23 protein-coding genes and 1 tRNA gene are annotated in these 25,949 nt (G+C 68.9%); 13 read left to right on the top strand and 11 right to left on the bottom strand.

Going from position 1 to position 25,949, the window contains the following annotated elements:
* Window positions 1–2,400 (top strand): fused MFS/spermidine synthase (locus VNO22_03180; protein ID HXG60355.1); only part of this gene is annotated, 2,400 nt, incomplete at its 5' end.
* Here the strand turns inward: VNO22_03180 and VNO22_03175 are convergent.
* The 8 genes from VNO22_03175 to VNO22_03140 are packed head-to-tail and all read right to left on the bottom strand — an operon-like array spanning window position 2,391 to window position 11,499.
* On the bottom strand, window positions 2,391–3,929 hold the full coding sequence (locus tag VNO22_03175) for an NADH-quinone oxidoreductase subunit N (GenBank protein ID HXG60354.1): 1,539 nt from the start codon (window positions 3,927–3,929) through the stop codon (window positions 2,391–2,393). The genes VNO22_03180 and VNO22_03175 overlap by 10 nt on opposite strands.
* A 1-nt stretch (window position 3,930) precedes the next feature.
* The gene (locus VNO22_03170) at window positions 3,931–5,592 is read right to left on the bottom strand and encodes an NADH-quinone oxidoreductase subunit M (GenBank protein ID HXG60353.1); all 1,662 of its coding nucleotides are present in this window, start codon (window positions 5,590–5,592) and stop codon (window positions 3,931–3,933) included.
* 2 nt (window positions 5,593–5,594) lie between these two features.
* Window positions 5,595–8,030 carry an NADH-quinone oxidoreductase subunit L gene (nuoL, locus tag VNO22_03165; protein HXG60352.1) on the bottom strand — a complete coding sequence of 812 codons (2,436 nt, stop codon included), beginning with the start codon at window positions 8,028–8,030 and terminating at the stop codon, window positions 5,595–5,597.
* A 21-nt stretch (window positions 8,031–8,051) separates the two neighbouring features.
* The gene (gene nuoK / locus VNO22_03160) at window positions 8,052–8,372 is read right to left on the bottom strand and encodes an NADH-quinone oxidoreductase subunit NuoK (protein HXG60351.1); all 321 of its coding nucleotides are present in this window, start codon (window positions 8,370–8,372) and stop codon (window positions 8,052–8,054) included.
* Window positions 8,369–9,250, bottom strand: coding sequence for an NADH-quinone oxidoreductase subunit J (locus tag VNO22_03155; protein ID HXG60350.1), 882 nt, complete (start codon window positions 9,248–9,250; stop codon window positions 8,369–8,371). Before VNO22_03155 ends, nuoK begins: the two co-directional genes overlap by 4 nt.
* 3 nt (window positions 9,251–9,253) lie before the next feature.
* Window positions 9,254–10,552 (bottom strand): complex I subunit 1 family protein, encoded by a 1,299-nt coding sequence (locus tag VNO22_03150; GenBank protein ID HXG60349.1) that lies wholly within the window; start codon window positions 10,550–10,552, stop codon window positions 9,254–9,256.
* A gap of 7 nt (window positions 10,553–10,559) precedes the next feature.
* Entirely contained in the window at window positions 10,560–11,039 is a 480-nt protein-coding gene (locus VNO22_03145) for an NADH-quinone oxidoreductase subunit C (GenBank protein ID HXG60348.1), read from the bottom strand.
* Window positions 11,040–11,067: 28 nt separating this feature from the next.
* Window positions 11,068–11,499 carry an NADH-quinone oxidoreductase subunit A gene (locus tag VNO22_03140; GenBank protein HXG60347.1) on the bottom strand — a complete coding sequence of 144 codons (432 nt, stop codon included), beginning with the start codon at window positions 11,497–11,499 and terminating at the stop codon, window positions 11,068–11,070.
* 137 nt (window positions 11,500–11,636) lie between these two features.
* On the opposite strand from VNO22_03140, the gene VNO22_03135 reads away from it, so the two are divergent.
* Genes VNO22_03135 through VNO22_03125 form a run of 3 tightly spaced genes read left to right on the top strand, consistent with a single transcriptional unit; the run spans window position 11,637 to window position 13,733 of the window.
* Window positions 11,637–12,053: a hypothetical protein gene (locus VNO22_03135; protein HXG60346.1), complete on the top strand. Its 417-nt coding sequence runs from the start codon at window positions 11,637–11,639 to the stop codon at window positions 12,051–12,053.
* Between the two features lie 25 nt (window positions 12,054–12,078).
* Window positions 12,079–13,053, top strand: a complete 975-nt coding sequence (locus tag VNO22_03130; GenBank protein HXG60345.1) for a peptidylprolyl isomerase — start codon at window positions 12,079–12,081, stop codon at window positions 13,051–13,053.
* 35 nt (window positions 13,054–13,088) lie between these two features.
* Entirely contained in the window at window positions 13,089–13,733 is a 645-nt protein-coding gene (locus VNO22_03125) for a pyrimidine dimer DNA glycosylase/endonuclease V (protein ID HXG60344.1), read from the top strand.
* Here VNO22_03125 and VNO22_03120 read toward each other — a convergent pair.
* Window positions 13,712–14,911 (bottom strand): hypothetical protein, encoded by a 1,200-nt coding sequence (locus tag VNO22_03120; GenBank protein ID HXG60343.1) that lies wholly within the window; start codon window positions 14,909–14,911, stop codon window positions 13,712–13,714. The two genes, VNO22_03125 and VNO22_03120, sit on opposite strands and share 22 nt — an antisense overlap.
* Window positions 14,912–15,259: 348 nt before the next feature.
* Between VNO22_03120 and VNO22_03115 the strand changes: the two genes are divergently transcribed.
* The 6 genes from VNO22_03115 (at window position 15,260) to VNO22_03090 (ending at window position 23,805) form a co-directional block, all read left to right on the top strand.
* Window positions 15,260–15,655: a hypothetical protein gene (locus VNO22_03115; GenBank protein ID HXG60342.1), complete on the top strand. Its 396-nt coding sequence runs from the start codon at window positions 15,260–15,262 to the stop codon at window positions 15,653–15,655.
* An 80-nt stretch (window positions 15,656–15,735) separates the two neighbouring features.
* Entirely contained in the window at window positions 15,736–16,977 is a 1,242-nt protein-coding gene (locus VNO22_03110) for a TolC family protein (GenBank protein ID HXG60341.1), read from the top strand.
* A complete protein-coding gene (locus tag VNO22_03105; protein ID HXG60340.1) occupies window positions 16,974–18,509 on the top strand; it encodes an efflux RND transporter periplasmic adaptor subunit in 1,536 nt (511 codons plus the stop codon). Before VNO22_03110 ends, VNO22_03105 begins: the two co-directional genes overlap by 4 nt.
* Window positions 18,510–18,519: 10 nt before the next feature.
* On the top strand, window positions 18,520–22,332 hold the full coding sequence (locus VNO22_03100) for an efflux RND transporter permease subunit (protein ID HXG60339.1): 3,813 nt from the start codon (window positions 18,520–18,522) through the stop codon (window positions 22,330–22,332).
* Window positions 22,333–22,391: 59 nt separating this feature from the next.
* Window positions 22,392–23,171 (top strand): NYN domain-containing protein, encoded by a 780-nt coding sequence (locus VNO22_03095; protein HXG60338.1) that lies wholly within the window; start codon window positions 22,392–22,394, stop codon window positions 23,169–23,171.
* Window positions 23,172–23,238: 67 nt separating this feature from the next.
* Window positions 23,239–23,805, top strand: a complete 567-nt coding sequence (locus VNO22_03090; protein HXG60337.1) for a biopolymer transporter ExbD — start codon at window positions 23,239–23,241, stop codon at window positions 23,803–23,805.
* A gap of 15 nt (window positions 23,806–23,820) precedes the next feature.
* On the opposite strand, the gene VNO22_03085 is transcribed toward VNO22_03090, so the two are convergent.
* Window positions 23,821–24,093 carry a hypothetical protein gene (locus VNO22_03085; protein ID HXG60336.1) on the bottom strand — a complete coding sequence of 91 codons (273 nt, stop codon included), beginning with the start codon at window positions 24,091–24,093 and terminating at the stop codon, window positions 23,821–23,823.
* Between the two features lie 135 nt (window positions 24,094–24,228).
* On the opposite strand from VNO22_03085, the gene VNO22_03080 reads away from it, so the two are divergent.
* The 3 genes from VNO22_03080 (at window position 24,229) to VNO22_03070 (ending at window position 25,250) form a co-directional block, all read left to right on the top strand.
* Entirely contained in the window at window positions 24,229–24,636 is a 408-nt protein-coding gene (locus tag VNO22_03080) for a polymer-forming cytoskeletal protein (protein ID HXG60335.1), read from the top strand.
* 18 nt (window positions 24,637–24,654) lie between these two features.
* Window positions 24,655–25,089 (top strand): polymer-forming cytoskeletal protein, encoded by a 435-nt coding sequence (locus VNO22_03075; GenBank protein HXG60334.1) that lies wholly within the window; start codon window positions 24,655–24,657, stop codon window positions 25,087–25,089.
* 85 nt (window positions 25,090–25,174) lie between these two features.
* Window positions 25,175–25,250, top strand: a tRNA-Val gene (locus VNO22_03070).
* 87 nt (window positions 25,251–25,337) lie between these two features.
* Here VNO22_03070 and VNO22_03065 read toward each other — a convergent pair.
* Window positions 25,338–25,949: ABC transporter ATP-binding protein (locus tag VNO22_03065; protein ID HXG60333.1), on the bottom strand; the 612-nt coding region annotated here is incomplete at its 5' end.

Genomic DNA, 25,949 nt, shown 5'->3' with positions numbered 1-25,949 from the left:
TTCATGAAAACCGCGGCGCTGCTTCTCTTCTTCGCATCCGGCTTGTGCGGTCTGGTCTACGAAGTCGTCTGGATCCGCGTGGCCGGCACCGTGCTCGGGAACACGACGCATGCCACGGGAACCGTGGTCGCCGTCTACATGGCGGGCCTGGCGCTCGGAGCCCGCTTCGGAGGACGCCGCGCGGACCGCCGGATCCCGAGACGCTGCGCCGCCCTCTACGGGATCCTGGAGCTCGGCGTGGCCGCCGCGGCCCTGGCCGTCCCCTTCCTCCTTCGCGCTTCGGAACCGCTGATCGGCTGGGGATACCGCGCGCTCGGCGAAGCCCATCCGGGCTTCCTCCTCCTGCGCGCCGGAGCCGTGGCCGCGACGCTCGTCCCGCCGACCGTCCTCATGGGCGCCACGCTCCCCGTGCTGGCGCGCTTCCTCGCCGCCGGAGCCGCCGATTCCGCCCGCGAAACCGGCCGGGCCTACGCGGTCAACACCCTCGGGGGCGCCGCCGGGACCCTGGCCGCCGGCTTCTGGCTCATCCCCTCCTTCGGTCTCCTCTCCACGACGCTGGCCGCCGTGACCCTGAACGTCGTCGTCGGCGTCGCCGCCCTCGCCCTGGCCCGGCGTTCGGATCGCGACCTCCTCCCGCCGGAAACCTCCGCCCCCCCCGCAGAAGCCCCTCCGCCCCTCGCCCCGCGGATCCTCGTCGCCGTGGGAGGCGCCGCCGCGCTCGTCTACGAGGTCGCCTGGACGCGCGCCCTGGTCCTCAGCCTGGGATCCACCGTCTACGCCTTCACGCTCATCCTGGCCGCCTTCATTCTGGGGCTGGCCGCGGGAAGCGCCCTGGCCACGCGCCTCCTGACCCGCGTGGGCGATCCCCGCCTCGCGCTCGCCCTGGCGCAGACGGGCGTGGGGCTCACGGCGGTCCTTCTTCTTCCCTTTCTCGGCGACGCGCCGGTGCGCCTGGGTCTCCTCCTGGCCCGTTTCGGCCGCGACTTCGAACAGGCGCTCGCCCTGGAGTCCGCGGCCGTGGGACTTTTCGTCTTCGTTCCCACGCTTTTCATGGGAGCCGCCTTCCCTCTGGCCTGCCGGTGGGCGGGCGTCTCCGAACGCGGGCTCGGCCGCGCCGTGGGTTCTCTCCTCGCGTGGAACACGTCGGGCTCGATCGCCGGAACGCTGCTGGCCTCTTTCGCGCTGATCCCCGCGATCGGCCTGGACGCCACGATCGCCGCGGCCGCTTCGGTCAACCTCGGGGCGGGCGTGGCGCTCTTCTGGGCCGTCCGCCCCCGTCTCCGGGCCGCCGCCGCGGCCGCCGCGCTGGCCGTCCCGCTCGCGTGGGCGCTGCCCCGGTGGGACCTCAACACCCTCTCCTCGGGGGTCCGACTCTACGGCCCGCGGTTCCGCGGCGAGGTTCTCGCCCACGCCTGGGACGCGTACGGCCTGGCCACGGTGCATCGCGACTCGCACGCCCACCTCCTCCTCAAGGTCAACGGCAAGACCGACGGCTCCACCGCCCCCGAAGACATGGCCACGCAGAGCCTTCTCGGCCACCTCCCGCTTCTTCACCATCCGCGCCCCCGCCGGGTGCTCGTCATCGGCCTGGGGCTCGGCGTCACGGCCGCCGCCGCCGCGCGCCATCCCGTGGAGCGGCTGGACGTCGTGGAGCTTTCGCCCGCCGTGGCGCGCCTGGCGCCTTACTTCCGCGAAGCCAACGAGAACGTGCTCGCCGACCCGCGCGTCCGCTTCGAAATCGGCGACGGCCGCGCCGCCGTGCGGTTCGGACGGGAACCGTACGACGTCATCCTGTCCGAGCCCTCCAACCTCTGGATCAGCGGAATGGCCGCGCTTTTCACGCGCGACTTCCTGGAGGAGGCGCGCCGGCGCCTGGCCCCCGGCGGCCTGCTGTGCATGTGGGTGCACGCCTACCGCCTGGACCCGGAGGACTTCCGCTGCGTGGTGCGGACCTTTTTCCGCGTCTTCGAGCACGGCAGCTTCTGGGAAGTGGCGCCGGGGGGAGACTACCTGCTGCTCGGGTCGCCGGAGCCCTTCCGCCGCCCCCTGGCGCTCCTGTCGGCGCGACGGGCGGAAGTGCGCCTGGAAGGCCACATCCGCGAGCCGGGGCCGGCGGCCCTCCTGGAAGGGCTGCTGGCGTCGGCCCCGGCGGCGCGCGCCTTCGCGGGCGACGGACCGATCCTGACGGACGACCACTGCGCGATCGAGTACACCGCCCCGAAGGCGGTCCATCGGGAGTCCGGCGTCCGGACGCTGCGGCTCCTGGACGCGCTGCGCCGGGAGCCCGCCGAACGGGAGCTCTACGAAGGCGAGGGCCTGGAGGAGGTCGCCCGGCGCCGCGAGGAACGCCGCCGCCGCGCGGAGCGGATCTTCGAGGCGGAAGCGGCGAATCAGCGATAGAGCGTCTGGCCCGCCCAGACCGCGAACTTCTGGATCGGATCCCAGGCCAGGCCGAAGAGGATCGTCCCGGCTCCGAGAAGCCCCAGGACCGCCGAGCTGAGAAGATCCGGCCGCTCCCCGGCCGTCTCCTCGCGGGGGCGCGCCAGGTAGAGGGCCGCCACGATCCGCATGTAGTAGAAAAGCGAAATGACGGAGAAAAGCGCCCCGGCCACGACCAGCACGATTCCGAGCGCGCGCTCCGCGCCCAGGCTGTGCTCGATCACGGAGCCGAAAAGAAGGAGCTTCGCCGTGAAGCCCGCCGTGGGCGGAAGTCCCGTGAGCGCCACCAGGAAGACCGTCAGGAGCGCGCCGACGCCGGGCGCGCGCCACCCCAGGCCGCGGCATCCGTCCACCGTCTCCACGCCGTAGCGCCGCTCCAGAACCAGCACGCCGAGGAACGCTCCGAGGTTCATGACGACGTAGAGCGCCAGGTAGACCAGGACCGCCGAGGTCGCCTCCGGAGTGAAGGCGGTGAAGGCGATCAGGATGTAGCCCGCGTGGGCGATCGACGAATACGCCAGGAGGCGCTTGAGGTTCTGCTGGTGGAGGGCGCCGAAGTTCCCCACGGCCATCGTGAGGACCGCCAGGAGCGCCATGACGAGCTTCCACTCGAAGGGACCCGGCTCCGAGGGGAACACGCCCTGGAGGAACCGGGCCAGCATGGCGAAGCCGGCGGCTTTCGGACCCACGCTGAAGAACGCGGTCACCGGCGTGGGAGCCCCCTCGTAGACGTCCGGACACCACATGTGGAACGGCACGGCGGCGATCTTGTAGCCGAACCCCGCCATGACGAGGACGCTCGTGACGAGGGCGAGGGTCGGAGCCACGTGAAGCTCGCTCAACCGGCGGCCGATCTCGGCGACGTCCAGCGTCCCCGTGAGCCCGTAGAGGAAGCTCATCCCGTAGATCATCATCCCGCTGGCGCCGGCGCCGTAGATGATGTACTTGAGGGACGCCTCCGCCCCCCGGCGGCTCCGGCGCTGGAGGCCGGCCAGGACGTAGCTCGTGACGCTGACGAACTCCAGCGCCAGGTACATCATGAGGAGATCGTTGGCGCTCGACATCAAAAGAAGCCCCAGCGTGCAGGCCAGAAGCAGCGCGAAAAATTCTCCGCGCCCCGAAGGCCAGTCCCGCACGACCGGCAGCGAGAAAAGCCCCACCAGGAAGGCCGCCGCCAGGAAAACGAGCTTGAAGGCGTACGAGAACGCGTCGATGCGGTAGGCGGTGCCGAACGCGGTCAGCTCCAGGCGCGTCTCGCGGGCGCCCCAGAAGAAGGCGGGCGCCTCGGGATAGGCCCGCAGGTACGCCGCGCACGCCAGGCCCGCGGCCAGGAGGCCCACGAGCGCCAGCGCCCCCACCGCGCCCTTCCGCATCCGCGTCAGGTCCGCCAGCACGACCAGAAGCAGGAACCCCGTGAGGATGATCTCCGGGGTCACCCACCGCAGGTCGCTCAGGAGCGCCCGCGCGTTCAGAATGGAGCCCGCGTCCATGTCAGAGTCCGGCCCCCTTGAGCCACGGGAAGACCTGCGCCAGGTCGGCCGACAGGCGCGCCATCGTCGGATTGATGACGTCGAGATAGAGCTTCGGGTACACGCCCAGGACCACCACGACGATCGCCAGAGGCCACACCGTGAGCTTCTCCCGAAGGGTCATGTCCTGGAGATTCTGGTATTTCGGATTGAGCGGCCCGAGGAAGACCTTCTGATAGCTCCAGAGGAAATACCCCGCCCCGAGCACCACGCCGAGAACGGACGCCGCCGTGAGGACCTTGAAGTACCAGAAGCTCGAGACCGACATCTCCGCCACGCCCAGGTTGAAGTCGAAGGGATAGGCGCTGCCCCCCTGGAAGGCGCCCAGGAAGCACAGGAGTTCGCTCACGAACCCCGCCAGTCCCGGAAGCCCCAGGGACGCCATGAACGCCAGCGCGGTCAGCGACCCGTAGTGAGGCATGACCTGCCAGAGCCCGCCGAACCCGTCGATGTTGCGGTGATGCGCCCGGTCGTAGATCACGCCCACGAGAAGGAAGAGCATGCCGGTGATGCACCCGTGGTTCCACATCTGGAAGAGGCACCCGGCCAGTCCGGCCGGCGTCGCCGTGGCCATTCCGATCATGCAGAAGCCCATGTGGGCCACGGACGAATAGGCGATCATCTTCTTCCAGTCGCGCTCCACGAACAGCTCCCCCGTCGCGGAATTGACCCGCGGAACGCCGCGGATCTGGGCCATCGCGCAGAGCGAGCCGTAGAGGATGTTGATCACCCCGAAAAGCATCATGAAGGGGGCGAACCAGAGCGCCGCCTCCGGCAGGATCGGATAGCTGATCCGCAGCAGCCCGTACGTGCCCATCTTGAGAAGAACGCCCGCCAGGATCACCGAGATCGGCGTGGGGGCCTCGACGTGCGCGTCCGGCAGCCAGGTGTGGAAGGGGAAGACGGGCACCTTGATCGCGAAACCGATGTAGAGCGCCACGAACGCCCACTTCCACCAGGCGCCCCGGAAGACCGCCGGCCCCACCTCGGCCAGCCGCGTGAGGTCGAACGTCCCCTGATGGCCCGCCCGCACGGGGTCCTGATCCGGCACCGTGAAGTACATCGCCAGCATCACGACAAGCATGAGGACGCTTCCGGCCAGCGTGTAGAGGAAGAACTTGATCGCCGCGTACTCGCGCCGCGGGCCGCCCCAGATGCCGATGAGGAAGTACATCGGCAGGAGCATCACCTCCCAGAAGACGTAGAAGAGGAAGAAGTCCAGCGCCTCGAAGACGCCCATCATTCCCGCCTCCAGCAGCAGGAAGAGGGCGAAGTAGCCCTTGATCCCCCGGTTGACGTGCCAGTCCTCGATGCCCCACGACGCCAGAATACAGAGGAAGGAGAGGATCCCCGTCAGCAGGACCATCGTGATCGACAGTCCGTCCACCCCCAGGTAGTACTCGATGTTGAAGGCCGGGATCCAGGCCAGCTTCTCCACGAGCTGATACCGCTCCCCGCCCGGGACGAAGCGCCGCACGGCCGCCACCGCGGCCAGGAGCGCCGCCGCCGTCGAAAGCAGCGAAACCACCTTGATCGCCCCGTGCGCCGCGCGCGGCAGGAGCATCACCGCCAGCGCCCCCAGGAGGGGCGCCCAGATGGTGATCGAGAGGAGATGTTCGTTCATCGCTAGATCCCCAAGGCCGTCCGCAGGCGGTCCCAGGTCAGGACCACGCAGAAGACAGCGATCACGAAGAGTCCTCCCACGAGCGCGAAATTCAGGTACTGGCGGACGTTGCCCGTCTGCAGCCGCCGCACGCGCCGGCCCGCCTCCTGGGTGACTTCGGCGGCGGCGTTCACGGCGGCGTCCACGACCTCGTTGTCGAAGAGCCCCGCCCCGCCCGCCGCCCGCGCGCCGCCCCGGGCCGTGCCGTTGACCAGGCCGTCCACCACCTCGTTGTCGAACCGCCCCACGCCCTCTTCCAGGCGCAACAGCGGCTGCACCACGAGGCGATCGTACGCTTCGTCCACCCGATACTTGTCCCGCACGAGCTCGTAGAGATCCCGGTGGCTCTCGGCGAAATCCCGCGCCGGCACGCCGTGGCGCAGGTAATAGATCCGCCACGCCGCCCCGATCCCCGCCAGCGCCAGAAGAAGAGAAATCCCCATCACCACGTACTCGGTCGCGGTGTGCTCCCCGTGCACGCTCCCGACGACCGGCTCCAGCCAGTGGCCGAAGAGGTCATGGCCCCCGAGCGCCGGCGGCACCCCCAGGAAACCCACGACGACCGAACAGGCCGCCAGGACCACGAGCGCCAGCCGCATCGACCACGGGCACTCGTGCGGCTCCCCGTGGCCGTGTCCGTGACCGTGGCCGGCGTGATCGGCGCCGTGCCCCGCCGGCGCGTCGTGCGCCTCCTCCGCGGCGGCGTGCGCGTCCGGGGCGTGTCCTGCGCCGTGCGCGGCATGGGCGTCGGGCCCGATCTTGCGCAGATCCAAGAGCGACTCGTCCTGGGGCAGGCCGTGCGCGGGCGCGGGGCTCCCCGCCGTTTCCTCCTCTTCCATCCAGAGGGGAAGTCCGTCCGGACCGGTGCCCGTGCGGGGAGGCTTCGGCTTGGGCTTCTTCTCTTCCTCGTCCTCTTCCATCCATTCCGGAAGGTCCACGCCCCCGCCCGAGAAGGCGGTGGCCGGGGTCCATTGGGGACGGCCGAGGAAGGTCTTGATGACCAGCCGCGTCATGTAGAACGCCGTGCACAGGGCCGCCAGCGCCCCCACGCCCCAGAGGATCCATCCCGGGAAGAGCAGTTTCTGCGTCCGGAACGTCTGCCAAAGGATCTCGTCCTTCGAGAAGAATCCCGCCAGCGGCGGGATCCCCGCGATCGCCAGCGTGGCGGCCGCGAACGTCGCGAACGTCCACGGCATTTTCGACTTCAGCCCTCCCATCCTGCGGATGTCCTGTTCCCCTCCCATGCCGTGGATCACGGAGCCGGACCCGAGGAAGAGGCACGCCTTGAAGAACGCGTGCGTGAAGAGGTGGAAGATCCCCGCCGCGAACGCCCCCACGCCCACGCCCATGAACATGAACCCGAGCTGCGACACCGTCGAGTAGGCCAGAACCTTCTTGATGTCGTTCTGGGCGATGCCGATCGTCCCGGCGAAAAGCGCCGTAAGCGCCCCGACGGTCGCCACCACCGTCATCGCCGTGGGCGAAAGCGCGTAGAGGAAATTCATCCGCGCGATCATGTAGACGCCGGCGGTGACCATGGTGGCCGCGTGGATGAGGGCGCTGACCGGCGTGGGGCCCGCCATCGCGTCCGGCAGCCAGACGTAGAGCGGAATCTGCGCGCTCTTGCCCGTGGCCCCCAGGAAAAGCAGAATCCCGACCCCCGCCGTGAGGATCCCGGGCAGCTCCTTCCCGTGCGCGGCGAACGCCGCCCGAAGCTCCCCGAAATCGACCGTCCATGTCCCGAACGTCGTGCCCAGGTAGACGAAGAGCGTCAGCACCCCCACCGTAAAGGCGAAGTCGCCCACGCGGTTGACGAGGAACGCCTTCATCCCGGCGGCGGCGTTTTCCGCCTTCTCGAACCAGAAGCCGATCAGAAGATACGAGCACAGCCCCACTCCCTCCCAGCCCACGAACATGAGCAGAAGGTTCGAGGCCATGACGAGGATGAGCATGAACCCCGTGAAAAGATTGAGGTACGCGAAGTAGCGCGCGTAGCGGCGCTCTTCGGCCATGTAGCCCGTGGAATAAAGATGGATCAGGAATCCGATGTTCGTGACCACGAGGATCATGACCGCGCTGAGCGGGTCCACGACGAGCTTGTGATCGACGAACACCCGGAGGAATTCCCCGCCCACGCCGGGGACCTCGATCCACGGGGCGAGCGACGCCTCGACGATCCGGTGGTGCTCCGGCAGCGTCCGGAGATGGAGGAAAACCTTCCACGAAAGAAGGGCGCTCGCCAGGACCACGCCGCAGGACACGAGGCTGACGATCGGCTTCGGGAGCCGGCGCCCCACGAACACCTGGAAAAGAAAGCCCGCCACCGGCAGGAGCGGAATCGCCCACAGAATCGCCGGCGCGATTCCGCCTCCCGTCCCGACGCCGCCCAGGAAAGTCATGTCGTCACCGGCCGCTCGATCTTATTCCTTCATCAGGTCGGCCTGGTCCACGTCCACGCGCCCGAAATTCTGGTAGATCCCGATGATGATCGCCAGCGCCACCGCCGCCTCCGCCGCCGCCAGCAGGATCACGAAAATCGAAAAGACGCCGCCGTGAACGCCCCCGGCGCTCGTGTACTGCGCGAAGGCCACGAAGTTGAGGTTCGCCGCGTTCAGGACGAGCTCCACCCCCATGAGGATCGAGACGGCGTTCTTCCGCGTCAGGATCGTGTAGACCCCGCAACAGAAAATCACCGCCGAGAGGAGCAGCATGTTCTCGAGCGGATGGCGGGTGAAGATCATTCCTTCACCTCCTTGCGCGCCAGGTAGGCCGCGCCGACCAGCGCCGCCAGGAGGAGCACGGAGATCGCCTCGAAGGCGAAAAGATACGGTCCCGCCAGCGCGTATCCCAGCGGCCGCGTCAGACCCCGATGGACGCGGAACGCCGGGCCGCCTTCCGCGTAGGGAACCCACGCGGTCCGCGCCCTGCCGTCCGGCCCCACCAGGCGGACCCGCCAGTTGTAGGGACGCTCCTCCAGGCCCCCGAGCTCCACCCGCGCGGACCCGTCGGGCCCCAACGGCTCCGAGCGCACGGACGCCTTCCCGCCCTCGGGGGTCACCTCCACCTCGACGTCGGAAGCGCCCTCCGGGGGACGCCCGCAGCGCACCTCGAGCACGACGCGTTCCTCGAACGTGCCGCCGCCGCGCTCGATCCCGGTGCGTCCGTCCGCCTGGTACTGAAGAAGCTCCAAATCCACCGTTCCGCCCTTTTCCGAAGCCGGCTCGGCCGCCCTCGCCCGCAGCGGCTCCGGACCGCGCTTCCACCGCCCGGCGAAAAGGACGACCACCGCCAGGGAAAAAAGCAGGCACAAACACGCGCAGAAAGCCGCCGGCCCCGGCGCCGACTCGTTGGAGAGCTTGACGTCGGTGATCCGGTGCGTCAGCATCACCGCGAAGATGATCAGCACCAGGATGCCCCCGACGTAGACGAGCACCTGCACGCCCGCGATGAAGTCCGCCCGCATGAGGGCGTACATCGCCGCGGCCGAAAAAAGCACCGCCAGGAGCGCGAACGCCGAGCGGACGATGTTACGGCTGGCCGCCACCGCCACGGAGCCCGCCACGGCCGCCGCGGCGAAGACGTAGAACACCGCGTTGACCAGAACCTCCGAAGCCGGCATGGCCTACGCGCCCCCTTTCGCGCGGAAGAGACCCGCCAGGAGCGGCCCCCACTGGTGCCGCGTCTCCAGAAGCCCGATCGCCACGAGGTTGACGAACGCCAGCGGCGTCAGCCGCTTCCAGCACAGATCCATCAGCTGGTCCACCCGGTAGCGCGGGAGCGTCCACCGCAGCCAGATCATGACGAAGAGGAGGAAGAACACCTTGGAGGTGAACCAGAAGACGCCCGAGACGAACGCCGTGAATCCCTCCGGGGGCGTCGAGGCCGTCCCCCGCCCCTGGACCAGAACGGCCACGAGGACCCCGGCTCCCATTCCGACGATCGCTCCCACGACCGCGTCGAAGCCGCGCTTCTTGCGCCCATACCCCGCCGCCATCCCCGCCAGGAGCCCCGCCGCGGCGTACCCGGCCGCCGACACGTTCGGAAACGGCGGCAGCCAGCCTCCCAGAAAGAACGTCGTCGCGATCGCGCAGACGACGAACATGTTGGCGTACTCGGCCAGGAAGAAGAAGCTGAAGCGCATGCCGCTGTACTCGGTGTGATACCCCGCCACGAGCTCCGACTCCGCCTCCGGAATGTCGAACGGCGTGCGGTTGGTCTCGGCCAGCGCCCCGATGAAATAAATGAGGAAGGCGATCAGCGTGAAGGGCGGATGCCGGTTGATCCCCCACGACCAGAGCCCCCCCGCCGTGTCCTGGCCCAGCCCCCAGACCAGCCCCGCGCGCTGCGCCTCGCAGATCTTCTGCATGTCGAGCGTGCCGTAAATGAGCAGCATCCCCAGGAGCGTCAGTCCCACCGGCACTTCGTAGGAGACGATCTGCGCCGCCGAGCGCATGGCCCCGAAGAGCGCCCACTTCGAACCGCTCGACCAGCCGGCCATCAGAATGCCGATGACCACGGCGCTCGAGACGGCCACAAGATAGAGGATGCCGATGTTGAAGTCCGCCGGAGACCAGCCCGGCGCGTACGGAAGCGCCACCCAGCAGGCGAACGCCCCCGCGAAGACGACGTACGGGGCCAGCCGGAAGAGCAGCCGGTCCGTGTCCCGCGCGATGATGTCTTCCTTGATCATGAGCTTGAGGGCGTCCGCCAGCCATTGGAGCGCCCCGTGCGGCCCCACGCGGTAGGGACCCACCCGGGCCTGCATGTGGCCGGCCACCTTCCGCTCGATGAGCGTGGACACCCCCGCGTAGACCGCGATGAAGTTGACCAGAAGGAAAGCCACCAAGAGGATCCCCAGGAACGCCGGGAAAACCGGACCGTTCCTCAACGCCTCCCAGTCGATCGCCCCCAGAAGCTCCATAGGCGGTCTATTTGAGCGGGATCCCCTGGTATTCGTCCGGGAACTCGTAGTCTTTGCGGAGCGGCCAGCCCGGCCAGTCCTCCGGCAGGAGAATCCGGCGCAGGTCCGGATGCCCCTCGAAGACGATTCCGTACATGTCGTAGGTTTCGCGCTCGTGCCAGTCGGCGGTCTTCCACACGGACGTCACGCTGGGCACCGCCGGGTTTTCCCGGCCCCCGGCCTTCACCTTGAGCACGGCCCGGTGATTCCGGGGGATCGAATACAGATGATAGACGACCCAGAGATCCTTCCCGTCGTCCACGCCGGACACGCACGAACACAGGTCGAACCGGAGCTCCGGATCCTCCTTGAGGTACCGGCAGATCTCCACGACCGCGTCCGGCTTCACGACGCAATAGGGATCCCCGGGGACCTCCTCCACGGAGACGACGGCGTCCGGGAAGCGCTCCCGGATCTTCTCGTACACCTCTTTCAAGGCCAGCGGCATCGGAGACCCGCTTTGCGATTCGACCCGGTCAGGACGCGCGGCCCGTCAGCCGCGGGGCGCGCTCCGCCCCCGCCTCCGGCGAGGTGCGGACCTCTCCCAGGCTCTTGAGCCATTCGAGGTCGCCCTTGACCCACACATAGGCGAAGCCCACGACGAGGATCCCCACGAAGACCAGGATCTCCACCAGCGCCAGAAGCCCCGCCTCCTTGAAGATCGCCGTCCACGGGAAAAGGACCGCGATCTCGACGTCGAAAATGAGGAAAATCAGCGCCACGATGTAGAACCGCACGTTGAACTGGATCCAGGCGGTTCCGATCGTTTCCTCGCCGCACTCGTAGGTCGTGAGCTTCTCGGGGGTGGGCCGGTGGGGCCGCAGAATCCGCCCCACGGTCAGCGATCCCAGAATGAAGAGAATCGAGACGAGGATGAAGACGAGGACGTTGGCGAAGTCGAAATACATGTAAAGTGGCGGGGAATATAGCAAAGGGCCGGAGGCCGTGCAACAAATCCCTGAGGCGCGGCGGCGGCCGTCCTTGACATTTCCCGGCGCAGCCACTAAGTTACCGCGCGTCCCTGATGCTACGCACGGAGGCCCGCATGATCCGCCCGGCCGCCCTCGTCGCCGCCACGGCCCTGGCCGCGCTCCTGGCGTCGTGCGCCGAGGGCCCCAAGGTCGTCCAGCCCCTGCCTCCCGGCAACGCCTCGCTCCACCCCGACCTCCCCGCGCCCCAGGGATTCGTCTTCGTCGAAAACCAGAGCCACTCCAGCCCCACGGGTTCCTTCCGCACGGTCAACCAGGTCCTCGAAGGCAAGCACCGCCGCGTCGAAGGCGCGCTTCAGTTCTATAAGGAAGCGTTCCCCGTCCACGGCTGGACGCTCGAGAACGAAGAAGGACGGCCCCCCGGCCCGATCCGGCTGTCCTTCGTCAAGAAGGAAGAACGCTGCCGAATCGAGATCTCCGAGTCTTCCCCCACCGTCGTGGCGGTGCGGCTCAAGGTCAACCGCAAGGACTAGCATGGCCGTTCGAGAGCGAGACTCCATGAAAAGCCGGGCCGCCGAACCCGACGCGCCCGAAACCCGCGGCTGGCTGGCCCGCCTCAACGAGTTCGGCGAACGCCACGCGCTGGCCATCATCGTGACCTCGACCGTTCTGGTCATCTTCACGGTGCTCGTCTTCGCCAAGCATTTCTACGACAAGGCCCGCGCCGAGCGCGCCGAAGAGGAGCTCTCCACCGCCGCCAGCGCCGAGGCGCTCCGCGTCCTCAAGGACAAGTACCTCTCGACGCCCGCGGGCCCCCGCATCCTCTACCGGCTGGCCAACCGCTACTACGCCGACGGCAAGCTCGAGGCCGCGCGCGCCGAGTACCTCGAGTTCCAGCAGCGCTTCCCCGGCCACGCGCTCCTCCCGGAGGTCGAACAGGCCCTTCGCTCGCTGGAAGCCGACCTCGCCTTCGCCGAGCGCGACAAGGAAAAGCGGCTCAAGGCCGCGCGCCTCCAAACCCATCCGCACCAGCTCGCCGCGGCGAAAGACGCCGAACCCCTCTGGGGTCCCGTGCGCCCGTCCCGGCCCGTCGTGGAGATCGACACGGGCGCCGGCTTCGTCAAGCTCGAGCTCTTCGAAGACCAGGCGCCCCGCGCCGTGGCCCACGTCCTCAAGCTCCTCGAGGAAAAATACTGGGAAGGCGCCTCGTGGGACGTGGTCGGCGACGGGGCGCGGCTGCATCTCCTGCCCCGAACCGACAAGCCGGCGGGGGACCCCCTCCCGTTCGAGAATACCGGCCGCCCCGCGGAAGCCTACTCCCTCATCCTCGTCCGCAAGGAGGGCGCGGCCGAGAATCTCCCCGGACAGTTCCAGATCCTCCTGAAGGCCGAGCCCGATCTCAAGAACGTCACGGTCTTCGGCGCCGTCCTCGAGGGCGCGCCCCACCTCTCGGCCATCAAGAAGGGCGACCTCCTCAAGGCGATCCGCCGGTCGACCGGACCCTCCACGCCGGCCGCCCCGGACCGGAAGTAATCGTCCCTGCGCCGGACGGCGCACGGAGATTCTTCATGCGACTCTGGAGCCTCCACCCGCGATACCTGGACCCGCAAGGATTGGTGGCTCTCTGGCGGGAAGGCCTGCTCGCCCAGGCGGTCCTCCAGGGCCGCACCCGAGGGTATACCCGCCATCCTCAGCTGGAGCGCTTTCGGGCCGCGCGAAATCCCGTCGCCCTCATCGCCCGATACCTCCGAGAGGTGGCCGCCGAGGCGCGTCGGAGAGGCTATCGATTCGACGAGAAACGAATCGCGCCGGCGATGGGCCGCGGCAGGCTCGCCGTTCCTCGCGGCCAACTCCTTTTCGAGTGGCGCCACCTGAGCCTGAAGCTCCGCCGGCGCCATCCCGCGTGGAGCGCCCGATGGCGCCGCGAATCCCGCCCGCGGCCCCATCCGCTTTTCTGGATCGTCCCCGGCCCGGTCGCCGCATGGGAACGCGACCCCGCCGCCTTCGCCGAACAAAAAAGCCCCACGGCGCGGATAGGGAGGGTGTGGCCGGGAGGCCACAGTGGGACGCGCCGTGGGGCCCGGCCGTCGCGCCCGCTTTCTGCAGGCGCGCCGGCCGGGCTCCTACTCCCCCAACGCGGAACCGGCCGCCGGAAGTCCCGGCGCCTCAAAGATTTTCGCCCTTCCCCGCCTCATTCTTCCCGCTCCATGTAGAGCGCCTTCTTGGCCATCCCGGCGCTCGTGCCGATTCCGATGAAGTCGAGCTCGACGTCCCCCTCATAGAGCCCGGCCGAAACGATCAGCCCGATGGGCCACCCCTTCACCGTCCATTCCAGGCTCACCCCCGCCACGAGATCCTCCCGGCGCGAGAACCACTTCGACAGAGGCTCCAGCGACACCTTCAGCCACGTTCCCGCCATCGAGAATCGTTTGTCCAGGCCGCGATAATAGAGATAGCCGGCCATCAGCGGCGGCAGCGCCAGGAAATCCATCCCCCGCCATTCGTTGAAATAGAACGCGTCGTCCCGGATCCGATCCTCCGCCTTGAGACGGTATTTCGAGAAGTACGTCCTCCGAAGAACATCCCACAGAATCTTCTGCTGCTCGGAGGCCAGATCTCCGCCGTCGATCTCGGCCGTTCCGTCTTCGAATCCGTAGGTGTTGAGGTACGATTCCTCGAATTTCGAAAAGAACCGCTGCTCCCGCTCCAGCCAGCGCGCCAGGAATTCGCTGAAGATCCTCCCCTGACGTTCCTCCACGTGAAAATCCAGGATCCGCGACGTGATCGACTCTTCCTCGTCCATCGTCCAGTCGTACGATCCCGACCGCGGAAAGAGGCTCTCCAGGAGCGACAACGTTCCGTCGAAAACGAGTTCCGGCCCGTGCAGGATCGCGTCGGCCACGTCGCACACCGGATCCGTCTCCAGCCTTCCGTAACAGGCCTTCACGAAGTCGGACGTCAGCAGCGGCTCGTGAAACGGCGTTTCGATCCGCGGAAGATCGATCTCCCGCGGGGCCGGAAGCGGAGGCGGAGGCTCCGGCCACGCGAAGGCCGGAAGATCCTTCTCGGTCCAGAGGAGCACCGGCAGCTCGACCGCGCGGATCGCGCCGCCCGCGGGAACGTCCTCCGGCGGCGCCGTGTAGGACACCGGAACAAGTCCGTCCGAAGGAGCCCGCGACCCGGGTTCCTCCTCCGCCCGAGTCGGAGGAGCCTTCGAAGGCGGGAAGAAGATATTGTCGCCGATGAACCGCTCCAGGGCCCGCAGGTGCCGCTCGAGCTTGCGCTTCTTGCGGGAGAAGTAATCGACGCTGCGGCCTTCGGGAGCTCCCTCGGGAACGGCGGGGCGAACGGCCTGGAACACGAAGGTGCCGAACCCGACGACAGCGGCCACAAACCCGCTGAGTCGAACCAGGGGCAGCCAGAACCTCGCGCGCTCGGGGCCCATACATCCGGCCCCTTTCCCTTACGTGACCACGGCCCGGCTTCCCACCGGACCGGCCCCTCGACCCATTCGGAGGCGCCCGCACCGAAGCGCCTCCCGATTCAATTATCCCCCGCGCTTCCGGCGAAATCAAGCGACGAGCATGAGCTCGCGGCGGCGGAACCGCGCGCGCGGCCCGCGGCCCCGGTCGGTACATAGGATCCGCCGCTTCGATCTTTGTTGCGCCGGCGTGTTGACTTTGCTCCCCGCGCGTCGTGTAATAATCAGAGACGCGGGCGAAGCCCGCTCCGGAAACGCATGAGATTCGCGGCCGCCTTTCTGACCCTGGGCTTCGGCGCCCTCCAGTCGGTCGCCCTGACCGATTGCTGCTGCCTGGCCCTCTGCCCGCGTCCGGAAACGTCCTGTCCCGCCGGCCACCACGACCCGGCTCCCTCACCTCCGGCGGACTGCTGCGGCACGCCCGCGCCCCACGAAGACGCTCCGCCCGCGAAACCCTGCACGCACCTGGAACCCTCGCACGACATCGTCCCGCACGCGGCCGACCCTCTTCCGGTCGTTTCCCTGACCGCGCCGGCCGAAGCGGCTCCCGAACCGCCGTCCCTCGGCCCCGGCGCCCCCTCCCGGGAGGCTCCGGCCGCGGAAGCCCGCGGCCGCCCGCCGCTGTTCATCCTCCATCGGTCCCTCCTGCGCTAGAGATCCCCTGACGCGTCCGCGTCCCGGGCTCGGAGTCCGTCCCGGGACGGGTTTTCACCTGTTGCGCCGAAAGGGGATTTATGCGCTTTTGGACCATCGTCTGGGCTTCCGTTCTGACCGCCGGTTGCGGGGCCACGGCGGAACTTCGAGAGCTTGAAGAGTTTTCCCTCCGCCCCGGAGAGGGCCCCGCCGAGGATCATCCGCGGGTGCGCGAGGCGCGCCTCCGGGCGGAAGCGGCCCTCGCCCGGGCGCGCGGCGCGGCGGCGCTCGACGACCCGATGCTCTTTTTCCGGGCCGAGGGCGTCCCGATCCGAACCCCCGGCGCCTTCGGGCAGGACGAATGGAACGCCGCCGGCCTCTCCCAGTCGGTCCCCCTTTTCAAACTCGGTCCGCGCGAAGAGGCGGCCGCCGCCGAAGCCCGGCGGCTGCGCGAAGACTACCTGCGGACCCGCCTTGAGGTCGGCGCGGAACTCCGCAGAACCGCGGCCGAACACTACGAAGCGACGCGCGAGGCCGAGATCCGCGCGCGCCATCGCGAAATCCTGTCCGCCATGGCCGAAGCCGCCGAGGCCAAGTACCGCGCCGGCCGCGTCTCCCAGCAGGACGTCCTCCAGGCGCGCCTGGAGGAGGCGGAAGCCCAGGCGCTCCGCGCGGAAGCCGAAGCCCGACGGCGCGAGGCGCGGGCCGCCTGGAGGGATCTCGCCGGGCGCGATGAGGCTCCTCCCGAGCCCGCGCCGCCTCCGGCGCTCCCGGCGCTCGAACGTCTCTGGGCCTCGGCGGCGGAGCGCCACCCCGCGCTCCTGGCCCGCCGCGCCGCCGTCCGGCGCGCCGAAGCCGCCCGCACGCTCGCCGCGCGCGAACGGTGGGTCCCCGACCTCTCCTTCGATCTCATGTACATGCAGATGCCGGACGCCCCCGACGGCTGGGGGGGAACGGTGGGCTTCACCCTGCCCTGGTTCAGCCCCCGGCGGCGCGCCGAAGTGGAAGCCGCCGAACGGGAACTCGAAGCCGAACGCCGCGCCCTCGAGGCCGAAGAGCGCGCGGTCCGCCGCGACCTCGAGGCCGCGTACGCGCGGGCGCGCGCCGCCCTGGAGCGCCGCGCGATCTACGAGGAGACGCTTCTGCCCCGCGCCCGGCAGGCCCTCGAAGGGGCCCGGGCCGGCTACGAACTCGATCGAATCGATTTCCTGAGGCTTCTCGAGGCCGAGCGGGCGCTTCTGTCGGCCGAACTCGAGCGCGTCCGCGCCGAGGCCCAGGCGGCGTCCGCCTGGGCCGATCTCGAGCGCGCCGCGGGAGGCCCCATCGGAGGAGGTGCCCCATGAAGCGATCCAATCTCGTCCAGACCGCCATCGTCCTGGGAGCCGTGGCGGTCGTGATCCTTTTCGTGCTCCGGGAACGGCTGGCCGACTGGATCGCCCCGCCCTACGTCGAGGAGGCGCCGGTCCGGCCGGACGAGGACGACCCCTGGGTCTACGTCTGCCCCATGGACGGGTTCCAGCGCAAGGACCCGGGCCCCTGCCTGGTGCCCTCGTGCGGCGGCATGCCGCTGACGGAAGAGCACCGCGTCCGGCGCTCCCAGCTCAACCGGGCCCGCGAGCTGTCCCTCTCGAGCGACACGATCCGGACGATCGGCCTGGCGACCGAGCCGGTGGAGGAACGGGAACTGGCCCGCCGCCTGCGCGCCCTGGGGCGGGTGGCCGCCGACGAACGCCTCACCCGGCAGATCTCCGCCCGCGTCGAGGGGCGCCTCGAGCACGTCTACAAGAACTTCGTGGGCGCCGAGGTCCGCCAGGGAGAGCCGCTCGCCGAAGTCTACAGCCCCGCCGCGGTCGCCGCCCAGGAGGAGCTCCTGATCGCCCTGCGGAGAAACGATGCGGGCGCCGCCGAAGCGGCCCGGCGGAGACTCCTGCTCTGGGGATTCTCGGAATCCGAAATCCGGGACGTCGAGAAGGAGGGCAGGCCCCGCCTGCGGCTCACGTTCCCCGCGCCTCTTTCCGGCGTCGTCTCCGAGATCGCCGTCCATCACGGCCACTGGGTCCGGGAGGGCGACCCGCTCATGAACGTCGTGGATCTCTCCAGCGTCTGGGTCCGGGCCGACGTGTACGAGCCGGACGTTCCGTTCGTCCACACGGGCCAGAAGGTGGAGATCGTCTCGCCCGCCCATCCCGGAGAAGTCTTCCGCGGCGCGGTGAGCTACGTGCACGCGTTCCTCGACGAGAAGACGCGGACGCTTCACCTGCGCGTGGACGTGCCCAACCCGGATCGGAAACTTCTTCCCGGAATGTACGTGGAGACGCTCCTGTGGGCGCCGCTCGGACCCGGCGGGACGCCGCTCGGACCGGAGGGGCTGGCGGAAGTGGACGAGCACTTCTGCCACGCCCACGGACCCGCGCCGGGCCCCGGGACGTGCCCCACGTGCGGAGCGCCCCTCGACGTCCGCAAGGTGCGCAAGCCCGTGGCCCAGGAGCGGACCGTCTGGGTCTGCGCGGAGTGCTGTCCGGACGTGCGCGAAGACAAGCCGGGCAAGTGCCCCAAATGCCCGATGACGCTCAAGGAGAAAAAGGAGCTCGTCCCCCCGCGCTCGCTCGCGGTGCCGCGCTCGGCGGTCCTCGACGGCGGCCTCAAGCGGTGGGTGTTCGTCGAGACCGGACCCGGAACGTACCGGCGCACGGAAGTCGAACTGGGGCCTCTCGCGGGAGATTATTTCCCCGTCCGGCGGGGGCTGAAGAAAGGCGACCGCGTGGTGACGCGCGCGGCCTATCTGCTGGATTCCCAGTCGCAGATCACCACCGGCGCCAGCGCCCTCTACGGAGGCGCCACCGAGGTCAAGGAGCCGCCGGGGCATCGCCATTGAAGGTGGAACCATGATCGAGAAGCTCATCGAGTTCTCCCTGCGCAACCGGCTGGTGGTGATCCTGGCCGCCGGCGCGCTCGCCGCGGCGGGCTACGTCCGCATGCAGCGGACGCCCGTGGACGCCATCCCGGACGTCAGCGAAAACCAGGTGATCGTCTACGCCGACTGGCCGGGCCGCAGCCCGCAGGAGGTCGAGGACCAGATCACCTATCCCCTCACGAGCGCCCTGCGCGGCCTGGCCGGAGTCACGGCGGTGCGGGGACAGTCCATGTTCGGATTCTCGCTCCTGTACGTGATCTTCGAAGACGGCGTGGATTTCTACTTTGCGCGCCAGCGGGTGCTCGAGAAACTGCCCCTCGTGACGCTTCCCGAGGGGGTCAAGGCGGTCCTGGGCCCCGACGGGACGGGCGTGGGACACGTCTTCTGGTACACGATCGAAAACGGCTGGTATTGTCCGAAGCATCCGCGGCGGGGAACCTGGGACCGGCCCGGGAAATGCCCCGAGGACGGAACGGATCGGGTGCCGTCGCGCCTGGACCTGGGCGAACTTCGGTCGCTTCAGGACTGGTACGTCCGCTACGCGCTTTCGGCCCTTCCGGGCGTGGCCGAGGTCGCCTCCGTGGGCGGGCATGTCAAGCAGTACCAGATCGACGTCGATCCGCACAAGCTCGTGGCCCACGGCGTCACCCTGGGGGAGGTGTACGAGGCGGTGGCGCGGGCCAACCTCAACGTCGGCGCCACGGTCCTCGAGCAGAACGGCGCCGAGCACATCGTGCGCGGGGTGGGGCTCCTCGAAGGGATCCGGGACATCGAAGAGATCGTCCTGTCCACCTCGGAAGGGACGCCCGTCACGGTCCGGCAGGTGGCCGCCGTCCAGCTCGGCCCGGAGTTCCGCCGCGGGGCGCTCGAAAAAGACGGCGCGGAGGCGGTGGGCGGCGTGGTCATGGCGCGCCAGGGAGTGAAGTTCTCGGACGTGGTGGCCGACGTCCGCCGCCGCCTGGAGGGGATCCGCGCGGGGCTGCCCCCGGGCGTGCGGATCGTCCCGTTCTACGACCGGACGGAGCTGGTCGGGCGGGCCATCGCGACCCTGCGCACGGCGATCCTCGAGCAGATCGTCCTCATCGCGCTTTCCCACATCATCTTCCTCATGCATTTCCGCTCGATCCTCATCGTGACGATCCCCCTGCCCCTGGCGGTCCTGACGAGCTTTCTCTTCATGGGTTCGCTCGACATGACGGCCAACATCATGTCCCTGGCGGGCATCGCCATCGCGATCGGAGAGCTGACGGACGCCGGGATCGTGGTGACGGAAAACGCCTTCCGGAGGATCGAACAGGAGGGCGTGGACACGCGGGACCGGCGCCGGGTATGGGAGACGGTCCTTTCGGCCTCGAAGCTCGTGGGACGGCCGATCTTCTACTCCATGATCATCATCATCGTGGCCTTCCTCCCAGTCTTCGCGCTCACGGGGCAGTCGGCCAAGATGTTTCATCCGCTCGCGTGGACCAAGACCTTCGCCATGATCGGCGCGGCGGTGATTTCCGTGACGCTTGTGCCCGTCCTCTGCACGCTTCTGCTGCGCGGGCGGATGCACCGGGAGGAGGACAACGTCCTTCTGCGCCTGGCCCGGAGGGTGTATCTTCCGGTTCTTTCCTGGGCGCTCGACCATCGGGCGCTGACGATCGCGCTGGCGGCGATTCTTTTCGTGAGCGCCTGCGTCGCCGCGTTCGGGGCGGGGACGGCGCTTCTGGCGCCGGCGAGGCTGCCTCTCGAAGCCGCCTCCCTCGCGCTCGGCCGGGAGGTCGCTCCGCGGCTTTACGCGCGGCTTTCGTCCTGGACGGACGACCTCAACCTTCTCGTCCCGGGGCTCGGCCGCGAATACATCCCCGCGCTCGACGAGCAGGATCTTCTCTTCATGCCCGTGACGGCCCCCACGGTCTCCCTCACCGGCGCGGTCGAGATCATGAAGCACCAGGACGCGGTTCTGCGGAGCTTCCCGGAGGTGGCGCAGGTCGTGGGCAAAGCGGGCCGGGCGGAGACGGCCACGGATCCCGCGCCCGTCAGCATGTTCGAAACGGTCGTGGATCTCAAACCCTACGCGGAGTGGCCGCGGCGGGCGATCCGGGAGTCGCTCGTGCGCGAGGCCTTCGAGCGCCTCATGGAGGCCTCCGTGGCCGACGGCACCCTGCGCCCGCACCGGCACGTCGTCTGGAAGCGGCGCCGCGATTTTTACGCTTCGATCCGCGGCCGCGAGCTGGAGCCGGCGGTCCTGGAACAGAAGCGGGTCTTCGAGCAGACGTTGCGGGACTCCTACGAGAAGCAGCTCGTGCGCCCCTTCCTGCGGAACGTGACGCTCGCCGTGGACCGCTACACCCGCGGGCGGTCGGCGGGACCCGAGGCGTACCGGAAGATGAAGGAAGGGCTCCGGCCGGTGTTCGAGTCGGCGGCGTTCGCGGCCTGGATGGAGCTCCTCCAGTCGCCCGCCCTCGAGCTTTACCGGCGGCGGGAGCCCGATCCCGCCCGGGTGCGGGAGATCCTCGCGAAGCTCGATTTCTCGGATCCCCTGGAGCGCTACACGAAGGAGCGCCTGCGGGACGACGTTCTGGATCCGGAGACGCGGCTCGTGGGGGTTTCCAACATCTGGACGCAGCCCATCATCAACCGGATCGACATGCTGACGACGGGGGTGCGGACCGAGATCGGCATCAAGATCTTCGGAACGGGCGCGGACAACGCGCGGATCCTCGAGACGCTCGATGAGCTGGCCCGAAAGGTGGCGCGCGTGGCCGGCGGGGTGGCCGGGGCGGCGGACGTCTTTCCGGAACCCGTCAAGGGCGCGCAGTTTCTGGAGGTGAAGCTCGACCGCGCGCGGGCGGCCCGATACGGCGTGTCCGCCGAAGAAGCCCTCCAGGCGGTCGAAGCGGCCGTGGGGGGGCGCACCGCCGCCACGATGATCGAAGGCCGGGAGCGGTATGCCGTGCGGATCCGCTATGCGCGGGACTGGCGCGAAAGCCTCGAGGACGTGGGAAGGATCCTCCTCCCGGCCGCCGACGGCGGGCACGTGCCGCTGGCGATGGTGGCGGATCTCCGGGTGGCGTCCGGCCCGGCCATGATCTCGAGCGAAAACGGCCAGCTCCGCGCGACGGTGTTCCTCAACGTGCGGGGACGGGACGTCGTGGGCTTCGTGGAGGAAGCCCGCCGGGCGGTGGACCGGCACGTGGAGTTCCCTCCCGGCTTCCGGGTCGAATGGAGCGGCCGGTACGAGAACACCGTGCGGGACAACCGGCGTCTGCTGGTGGTTTTCCCCGTGACGGTGGGCATCATCGTGCTCCTGCTTTATTTCATCTATCATTCCTGGAAAGAGGCGCTCCACGTGGCGCTGGCGATTCCCTTCGCGCTGACGGGCGGGCTTGCGGCGATGGCGCTGCTCGACTACCGCTTCTCGACGGCGGTGTGGGTGGGTTTCATCGCCCTTTTCGGCACGGCGGCGGAGACGGGGATCGTGATGGTGATCTACCTCGAAGAGGCGCTGGCGCGGCGGGAGCGGGCCGGGACGCGGGTGACGCCCGCGGTCCTGCGGGAGGCGGTGATGGAAGGGGCGCTTCTGCGGCTGCGGCCCAAGCTCATGACCGTGGGAACGACGCTCGCGGGGCTCATCCCCATCATGTGGTCCACCGGAACGGGCGCCGAGGTGATGAAGCCGCTGGCGGCGCCCGTCCTCGGCGGCATGTTCAGCTCGCTCCTTCACGTCCTGGTGGTGACCCCCGTGCTCTTCACGGCGATCCGGGAGCGCGCCGCGCGCCGGGGCGGCCCCGCGTATTGACGGAGGGCGGCCGGGCGTGTATGCTCCCGTCAGGCGACCGGCCCGATTCAAGGAGATCCATGACCAATCCCAGCCAGCCTTCCAACGGCTCCCACGAGTCCGCCATCGCGGTGTTCATCGATTTCGAGAACTTCGCCCTGGGCTTCGAACGCTCGCGCAAGCGGTTCGAGGTCCAGAAGGTCCTCGAACGCCTCCTCGAGAAAGGCAAGATCATCGTCAAGCGCGCCTACGCGGACTGGACGCGCTACCGGGACTACAAGCAGTCCCTCCACGAGGCGGCCATCGAGCTCATCGAAGTCCCCAAGCGCTCCTCCGCGGGCAAGAACTCGGCGGACATCCGGATGTGCGTGGACGCGATCGACCTGGCGCACTCCAAGGCTCACATCGACACCTTCGCGCTTCTGACCGGCGACAGCGATTTCTCGCCCCTCGTCTCCAAGCTCAAGGAGAACGGCAAGCGCGTCATCGGCATGGGCATGAAGGACGCCACCTCGCCGCTTCTCGTGGACAACTGCGACGAGTTCATCTACTACGAGGACCTCGAGCGCACGGCCACCGCGCCCGAGATCCCCGACGACGTCCCCAAGCTCAAGCGGGAGGCCTTCGAGTACATCATCGACACGATCCTCGCCCTCAAGCGCGAGAACCGCGAGGTGCTCTACTCGTCGCTCATCAAAGACACCCTCAAGCGCAAGAAGCCGCAGTTCGACGAGTCCTACCACGGCTACCGCACGTTCCAGGACCTTCTCGAAGACATGGAGCGCACGGGACTCATCACCCTCGGCAAGGACCCCCGCAGCGGCATGTACGTGGTGACCGGCTTCGCCAAGAAGCGCTGACCCGCGGTTCCCGAACCCCGGGGCCCTCTCCTCCGTTTACACCCGTGCGTGCCGGGAAGGAGGGGCCATGTTCCGCGCGCGCCGCCGGTCGCCCTCGTCCGTCTTCCCGGAGGGGGTTTCGATGACCCCCATGATCGACGTCGTCTTTCAGCTGCTTCTTTTTTTCATGCTTTCGATGCGTCTCCAGGAGGTGGAAGGAAAGCTCTTCTCCCAGCTTCCCCGGCGCGGAACCCTCGACGCGCCTTCATCGCCCCTGGAGGAGCTGCGCGTCGTTCTCTGCGCCGGAGGTCGCGCCGGGGAGCACTTTCATGACCGAGGGCGGCATGCCCGGGCCCCGAAGAACGGACCGGCGTCCCGGGTGTTTGTGGAACGCCTCGAGATCGGGGAGCTCCACCCCACGGAGACGCGCCTCGACCGCGCGGCGCACAATCGATCGGTCTGGACGCGCCTGGTCCGCCGTCTCCGGGAACTGTCGCCTTTCCGGACCGCGGACGGACGGAGCAGGCCCGTCGTCGTGGATGCGGACGCCGAGGTTCCCTATGAACACGTCCTGGGGGCGGTCGATGCGTGCGTCGCGGCCGGCTTCGATCGGGTGGAATTCGCCGCCGACCCGCTCCGGCCTCCGCGGCGGTGAGGCGGGAGGCCGGCTTCAGCCTTCCGTGTGCCAGCTCGCCACGCCGAGGAAGGATCGGCAGTCCGGACAGTAATAGATCTTTTCGCGGACGTAGATCGAGATTTCCGCCTCGGCGCTCTTGAGGGTGTCCCAGGAAAGCTCCCGCCGGCAGTAGGGACAGACGAATCCGTCCCCCGGCGGGATTTTCGCCGGCTCGGGGGCGGCCGAGCACCGGGCGCACAGGGGGCCCTCCCCCCGCGCGGCGGCCCCGCAGCGGGGACATTTCCGGCGCGACGTTCGGGACGGCACGGCTGAATATTATCCCTCTCCCGCGAAGGCTGTCAAATTTGGAACCCTGAAACGGACTTTTTCCGGCCGCCTCCTTGACAAGCCGGAGACCGTGGGCTATAGAGACAGTGTCACTTCTTGATAGGAGAGAGGGATATGCCGGACAATCGTCCTGCGGGCGGCGACTCCATCACGGTTCTGGGCTCGGACTGCACCTTCAAGGGGGAGCTTTCCTTCGAGCACTCGATGCGGATCGAGGGCAAGGTCGAGGGCAAGATCGCCTCGAAAGGCAAGCTCGCGCTCGGCAAGGGCGCGCACCTCACCGCCGACGTCACCGTCGGCCAGATCCAGATCGAGGGCAGCTTCAAGGGGAACCTCACCGCCACGGAGCGCGTGGAGCTCTCCTCGAGCGCCAACGTTCTCGGGGACATCCGCGCGCCGAAGCTCGTGATCGCCGAAGGGGCCACCTTCGTGGGCAACTGCCATGTGAGCCCCGACGCGCTCAAGGGCGCCGAAAAGAGCGAGTTCGTCGTTCCCGTTCCCGCGACGCCGATCAAGAAATAGGCGCGCTCGGGGGGCGCGATGTCCAAGGACGCCGGACGCCGGCTCATCTTCTGCCCGCGCTGCGACGCGCGGCAGGAAGTTTCGCGCGTCACGAAGTCGACGTCCTGCCCCGGCTGCCACCGCAACATCTCGACGCAGGATCTCGAGATCAACGAGTACTGCGCGAAGATCGAGATGTACACGGCGGGCGTCGTGACCGTCGGCAGGAAGGGCACCCTCATCGCCGAGGTTCGCGCGGAAGGCGTCGTGGTCAAGGGCGAGGTCAAGGGGCCGATCACGTCCCGCGGGCCGGTCGTCGTCGAGAAGAGCGGCCGGGTCCACGGCAATGTCACCAGTCCCACGCTGGCCGTCGCCGAAGGCGCGCACCTGGTGGGCATGATCGTGACGGGCCCCCGGGCCGCGGAGCTTCTGGCCGAAATCGAGGCCGCCGTCCCGGTCCGCGCCTCCGCCTGATCGTCGATCCCGCCCGCTCCCCGGAATGCGCTTCCGGGGAGCGGGCTTTTTTCCGCCCCTCCGGCTATAATCGAGGCCCCTTTTCGGGCCGTTAGCTCAGCGGCCAGAGCGCCTGCTTTACACGCAGGGGGTCGCAGGTTCGAATCCTGCACGGCCCACCATCGCGGACTCCGGCGCGAAACGATTCCCGCCCGCGCGCGGAACGCCGGCGACCTCAAGCTCGACCGGAGAAAGTCCCGGCGCGCCCTTCATTCCCCCAGATAGGCCGCCCGCACCCGCGGGTCCGCCAGAAGCTCCCGCGCCGCCCCGCCCAAGACCACCCGGCCGCCTTCGAGCACGTACCCGCGCGCCGCCAGCCCCAGCGCCGCCCGCACGTTCTGCTCCACCAGAAGAATCGAAGTCCCCGACCGGTGAAGCTCCCCCAGCACTTCGAAAATCCGCCGCGCCACCTGCGGCGCCAGCCCCAGCGACGGCTCGTCCAGAAGCAGAAGCCGCGGCCGCGCCATCAGCGCCCGCCCCACCGCCAGCATCTGCTGCTCTCCCCCCGAAAGCGTCCCCCCCGGCTGGGCCCGCCGCTCCCCAAGCACCGGGAAAAGGCCGTACACCCGCTCCAGGTCCGCCCGCACCCCCGCCCGGTCCCTCCGCCCGTACGCCCCCATCTCCAGATTCTCCCGCACCGTCAGACGCGGGAAAATCCGCCGCCCCTCCGGCGCGTGCGCGATCCCCAGCCGCACGATTTCATGCGGCGGCCGGTTCTGAATCTCCCGCCCCTCCCACACCACCCGTCCCGCCCGCGCCCGGACGATCCCCGAAATCGCAAGAAGCGTCGTGGTCTTCCCGGCCCCGTTGGCCCCCACGAG

The organism is Planctomycetota bacterium, assembly GCA_035574235.1.
GTDB lineage: Bacteria > Planctomycetota > MHYJ01 > MHYJ01 > JACPRB01 > DATLZA01.
This window is presented reverse-complemented; position numbering and strand designations above follow the sequence as displayed.

Bases quoted from the DNA above. Each gene is read 5' to 3' on its own strand.
- VNO22_03175 (HXG60354.1), bottom strand. From the start codon at position 3,929: ATGGACGCGGGCTCCATTCTGAACGCGCGGGCGCTCCTGAGCGACCTG.
- VNO22_03170 (HXG60353.1), bottom strand. From the start codon at position 5,592: ATGAACGAACATCTCCTCTCGATCACCATCTGGGCGCCCCTCCTGGGG.
- nuoL (HXG60352.1), bottom strand. From the start codon at position 8,030: ATGACTTTCCTGGGCGGCGTCGGGACGGGAGGCGGAATCGCGCCGGCG.
- nuoK (HXG60351.1), bottom strand. From the start codon at position 8,372: ATGATCTTCACCCGCCATCCGCTCGAGAACATGCTGCTCCTCTCGGCG.
- VNO22_03155 (HXG60350.1), bottom strand. From the start codon at position 9,250: ATGCCGGCTTCGGAGGTTCTGGTCAACGCGGTGTTCTACGTCTTCGCC.
- VNO22_03150 (HXG60349.1), bottom strand. From the start codon at position 10,552: ATGGAGCTTCTGGGGGCGATCGACTGGGAGGCGTTGAGGAACGGTCCG.
- VNO22_03145 (HXG60348.1), bottom strand. From the start codon at position 11,039: ATGCCGCTGGCCTTGAAAGAGGTGTACGAGAAGATCCGGGAGCGCTTC.
- VNO22_03140 (HXG60347.1), bottom strand. From the start codon at position 11,499: ATGTATTTCGACTTCGCCAACGTCCTCGTCTTCATCCTCGTCTCGATT.
- VNO22_03135 (HXG60346.1), top strand. From the start codon at position 11,637: ATGATCCGCCCGGCCGCCCTCGTCGCCGCCACGGCCCTGGCCGCGCTC.
- VNO22_03130 (HXG60345.1), top strand. From the start codon at position 12,079: ATGAAAAGCCGGGCCGCCGAACCCGACGCGCCCGAAACCCGCGGCTGG.
- VNO22_03125 (HXG60344.1), top strand. From the start codon at position 13,089: ATGCGACTCTGGAGCCTCCACCCGCGATACCTGGACCCGCAAGGATTG.
- VNO22_03115 (HXG60342.1), top strand. From the start codon at position 15,260: ATGAGATTCGCGGCCGCCTTTCTGACCCTGGGCTTCGGCGCCCTCCAG.
- VNO22_03110 (HXG60341.1), top strand. From the start codon at position 15,736: ATGCGCTTTTGGACCATCGTCTGGGCTTCCGTTCTGACCGCCGGTTGC.
- VNO22_03105 (HXG60340.1), top strand. From the start codon at position 16,974: ATGAAGCGATCCAATCTCGTCCAGACCGCCATCGTCCTGGGAGCCGTG.
- VNO22_03100 (HXG60339.1), top strand. From the start codon at position 18,520: ATGATCGAGAAGCTCATCGAGTTCTCCCTGCGCAACCGGCTGGTGGTG.
- VNO22_03095 (HXG60338.1), top strand. From the start codon at position 22,392: ATGACCAATCCCAGCCAGCCTTCCAACGGCTCCCACGAGTCCGCCATC.
- VNO22_03090 (HXG60337.1), top strand. From the start codon at position 23,239: ATGTTCCGCGCGCGCCGCCGGTCGCCCTCGTCCGTCTTCCCGGAGGGG.
- VNO22_03080 (HXG60335.1), top strand. From the start codon at position 24,229: ATGCCGGACAATCGTCCTGCGGGCGGCGACTCCATCACGGTTCTGGGC.
- VNO22_03075 (HXG60334.1), top strand. From the start codon at position 24,655: ATGTCCAAGGACGCCGGACGCCGGCTCATCTTCTGCCCGCGCTGCGAC.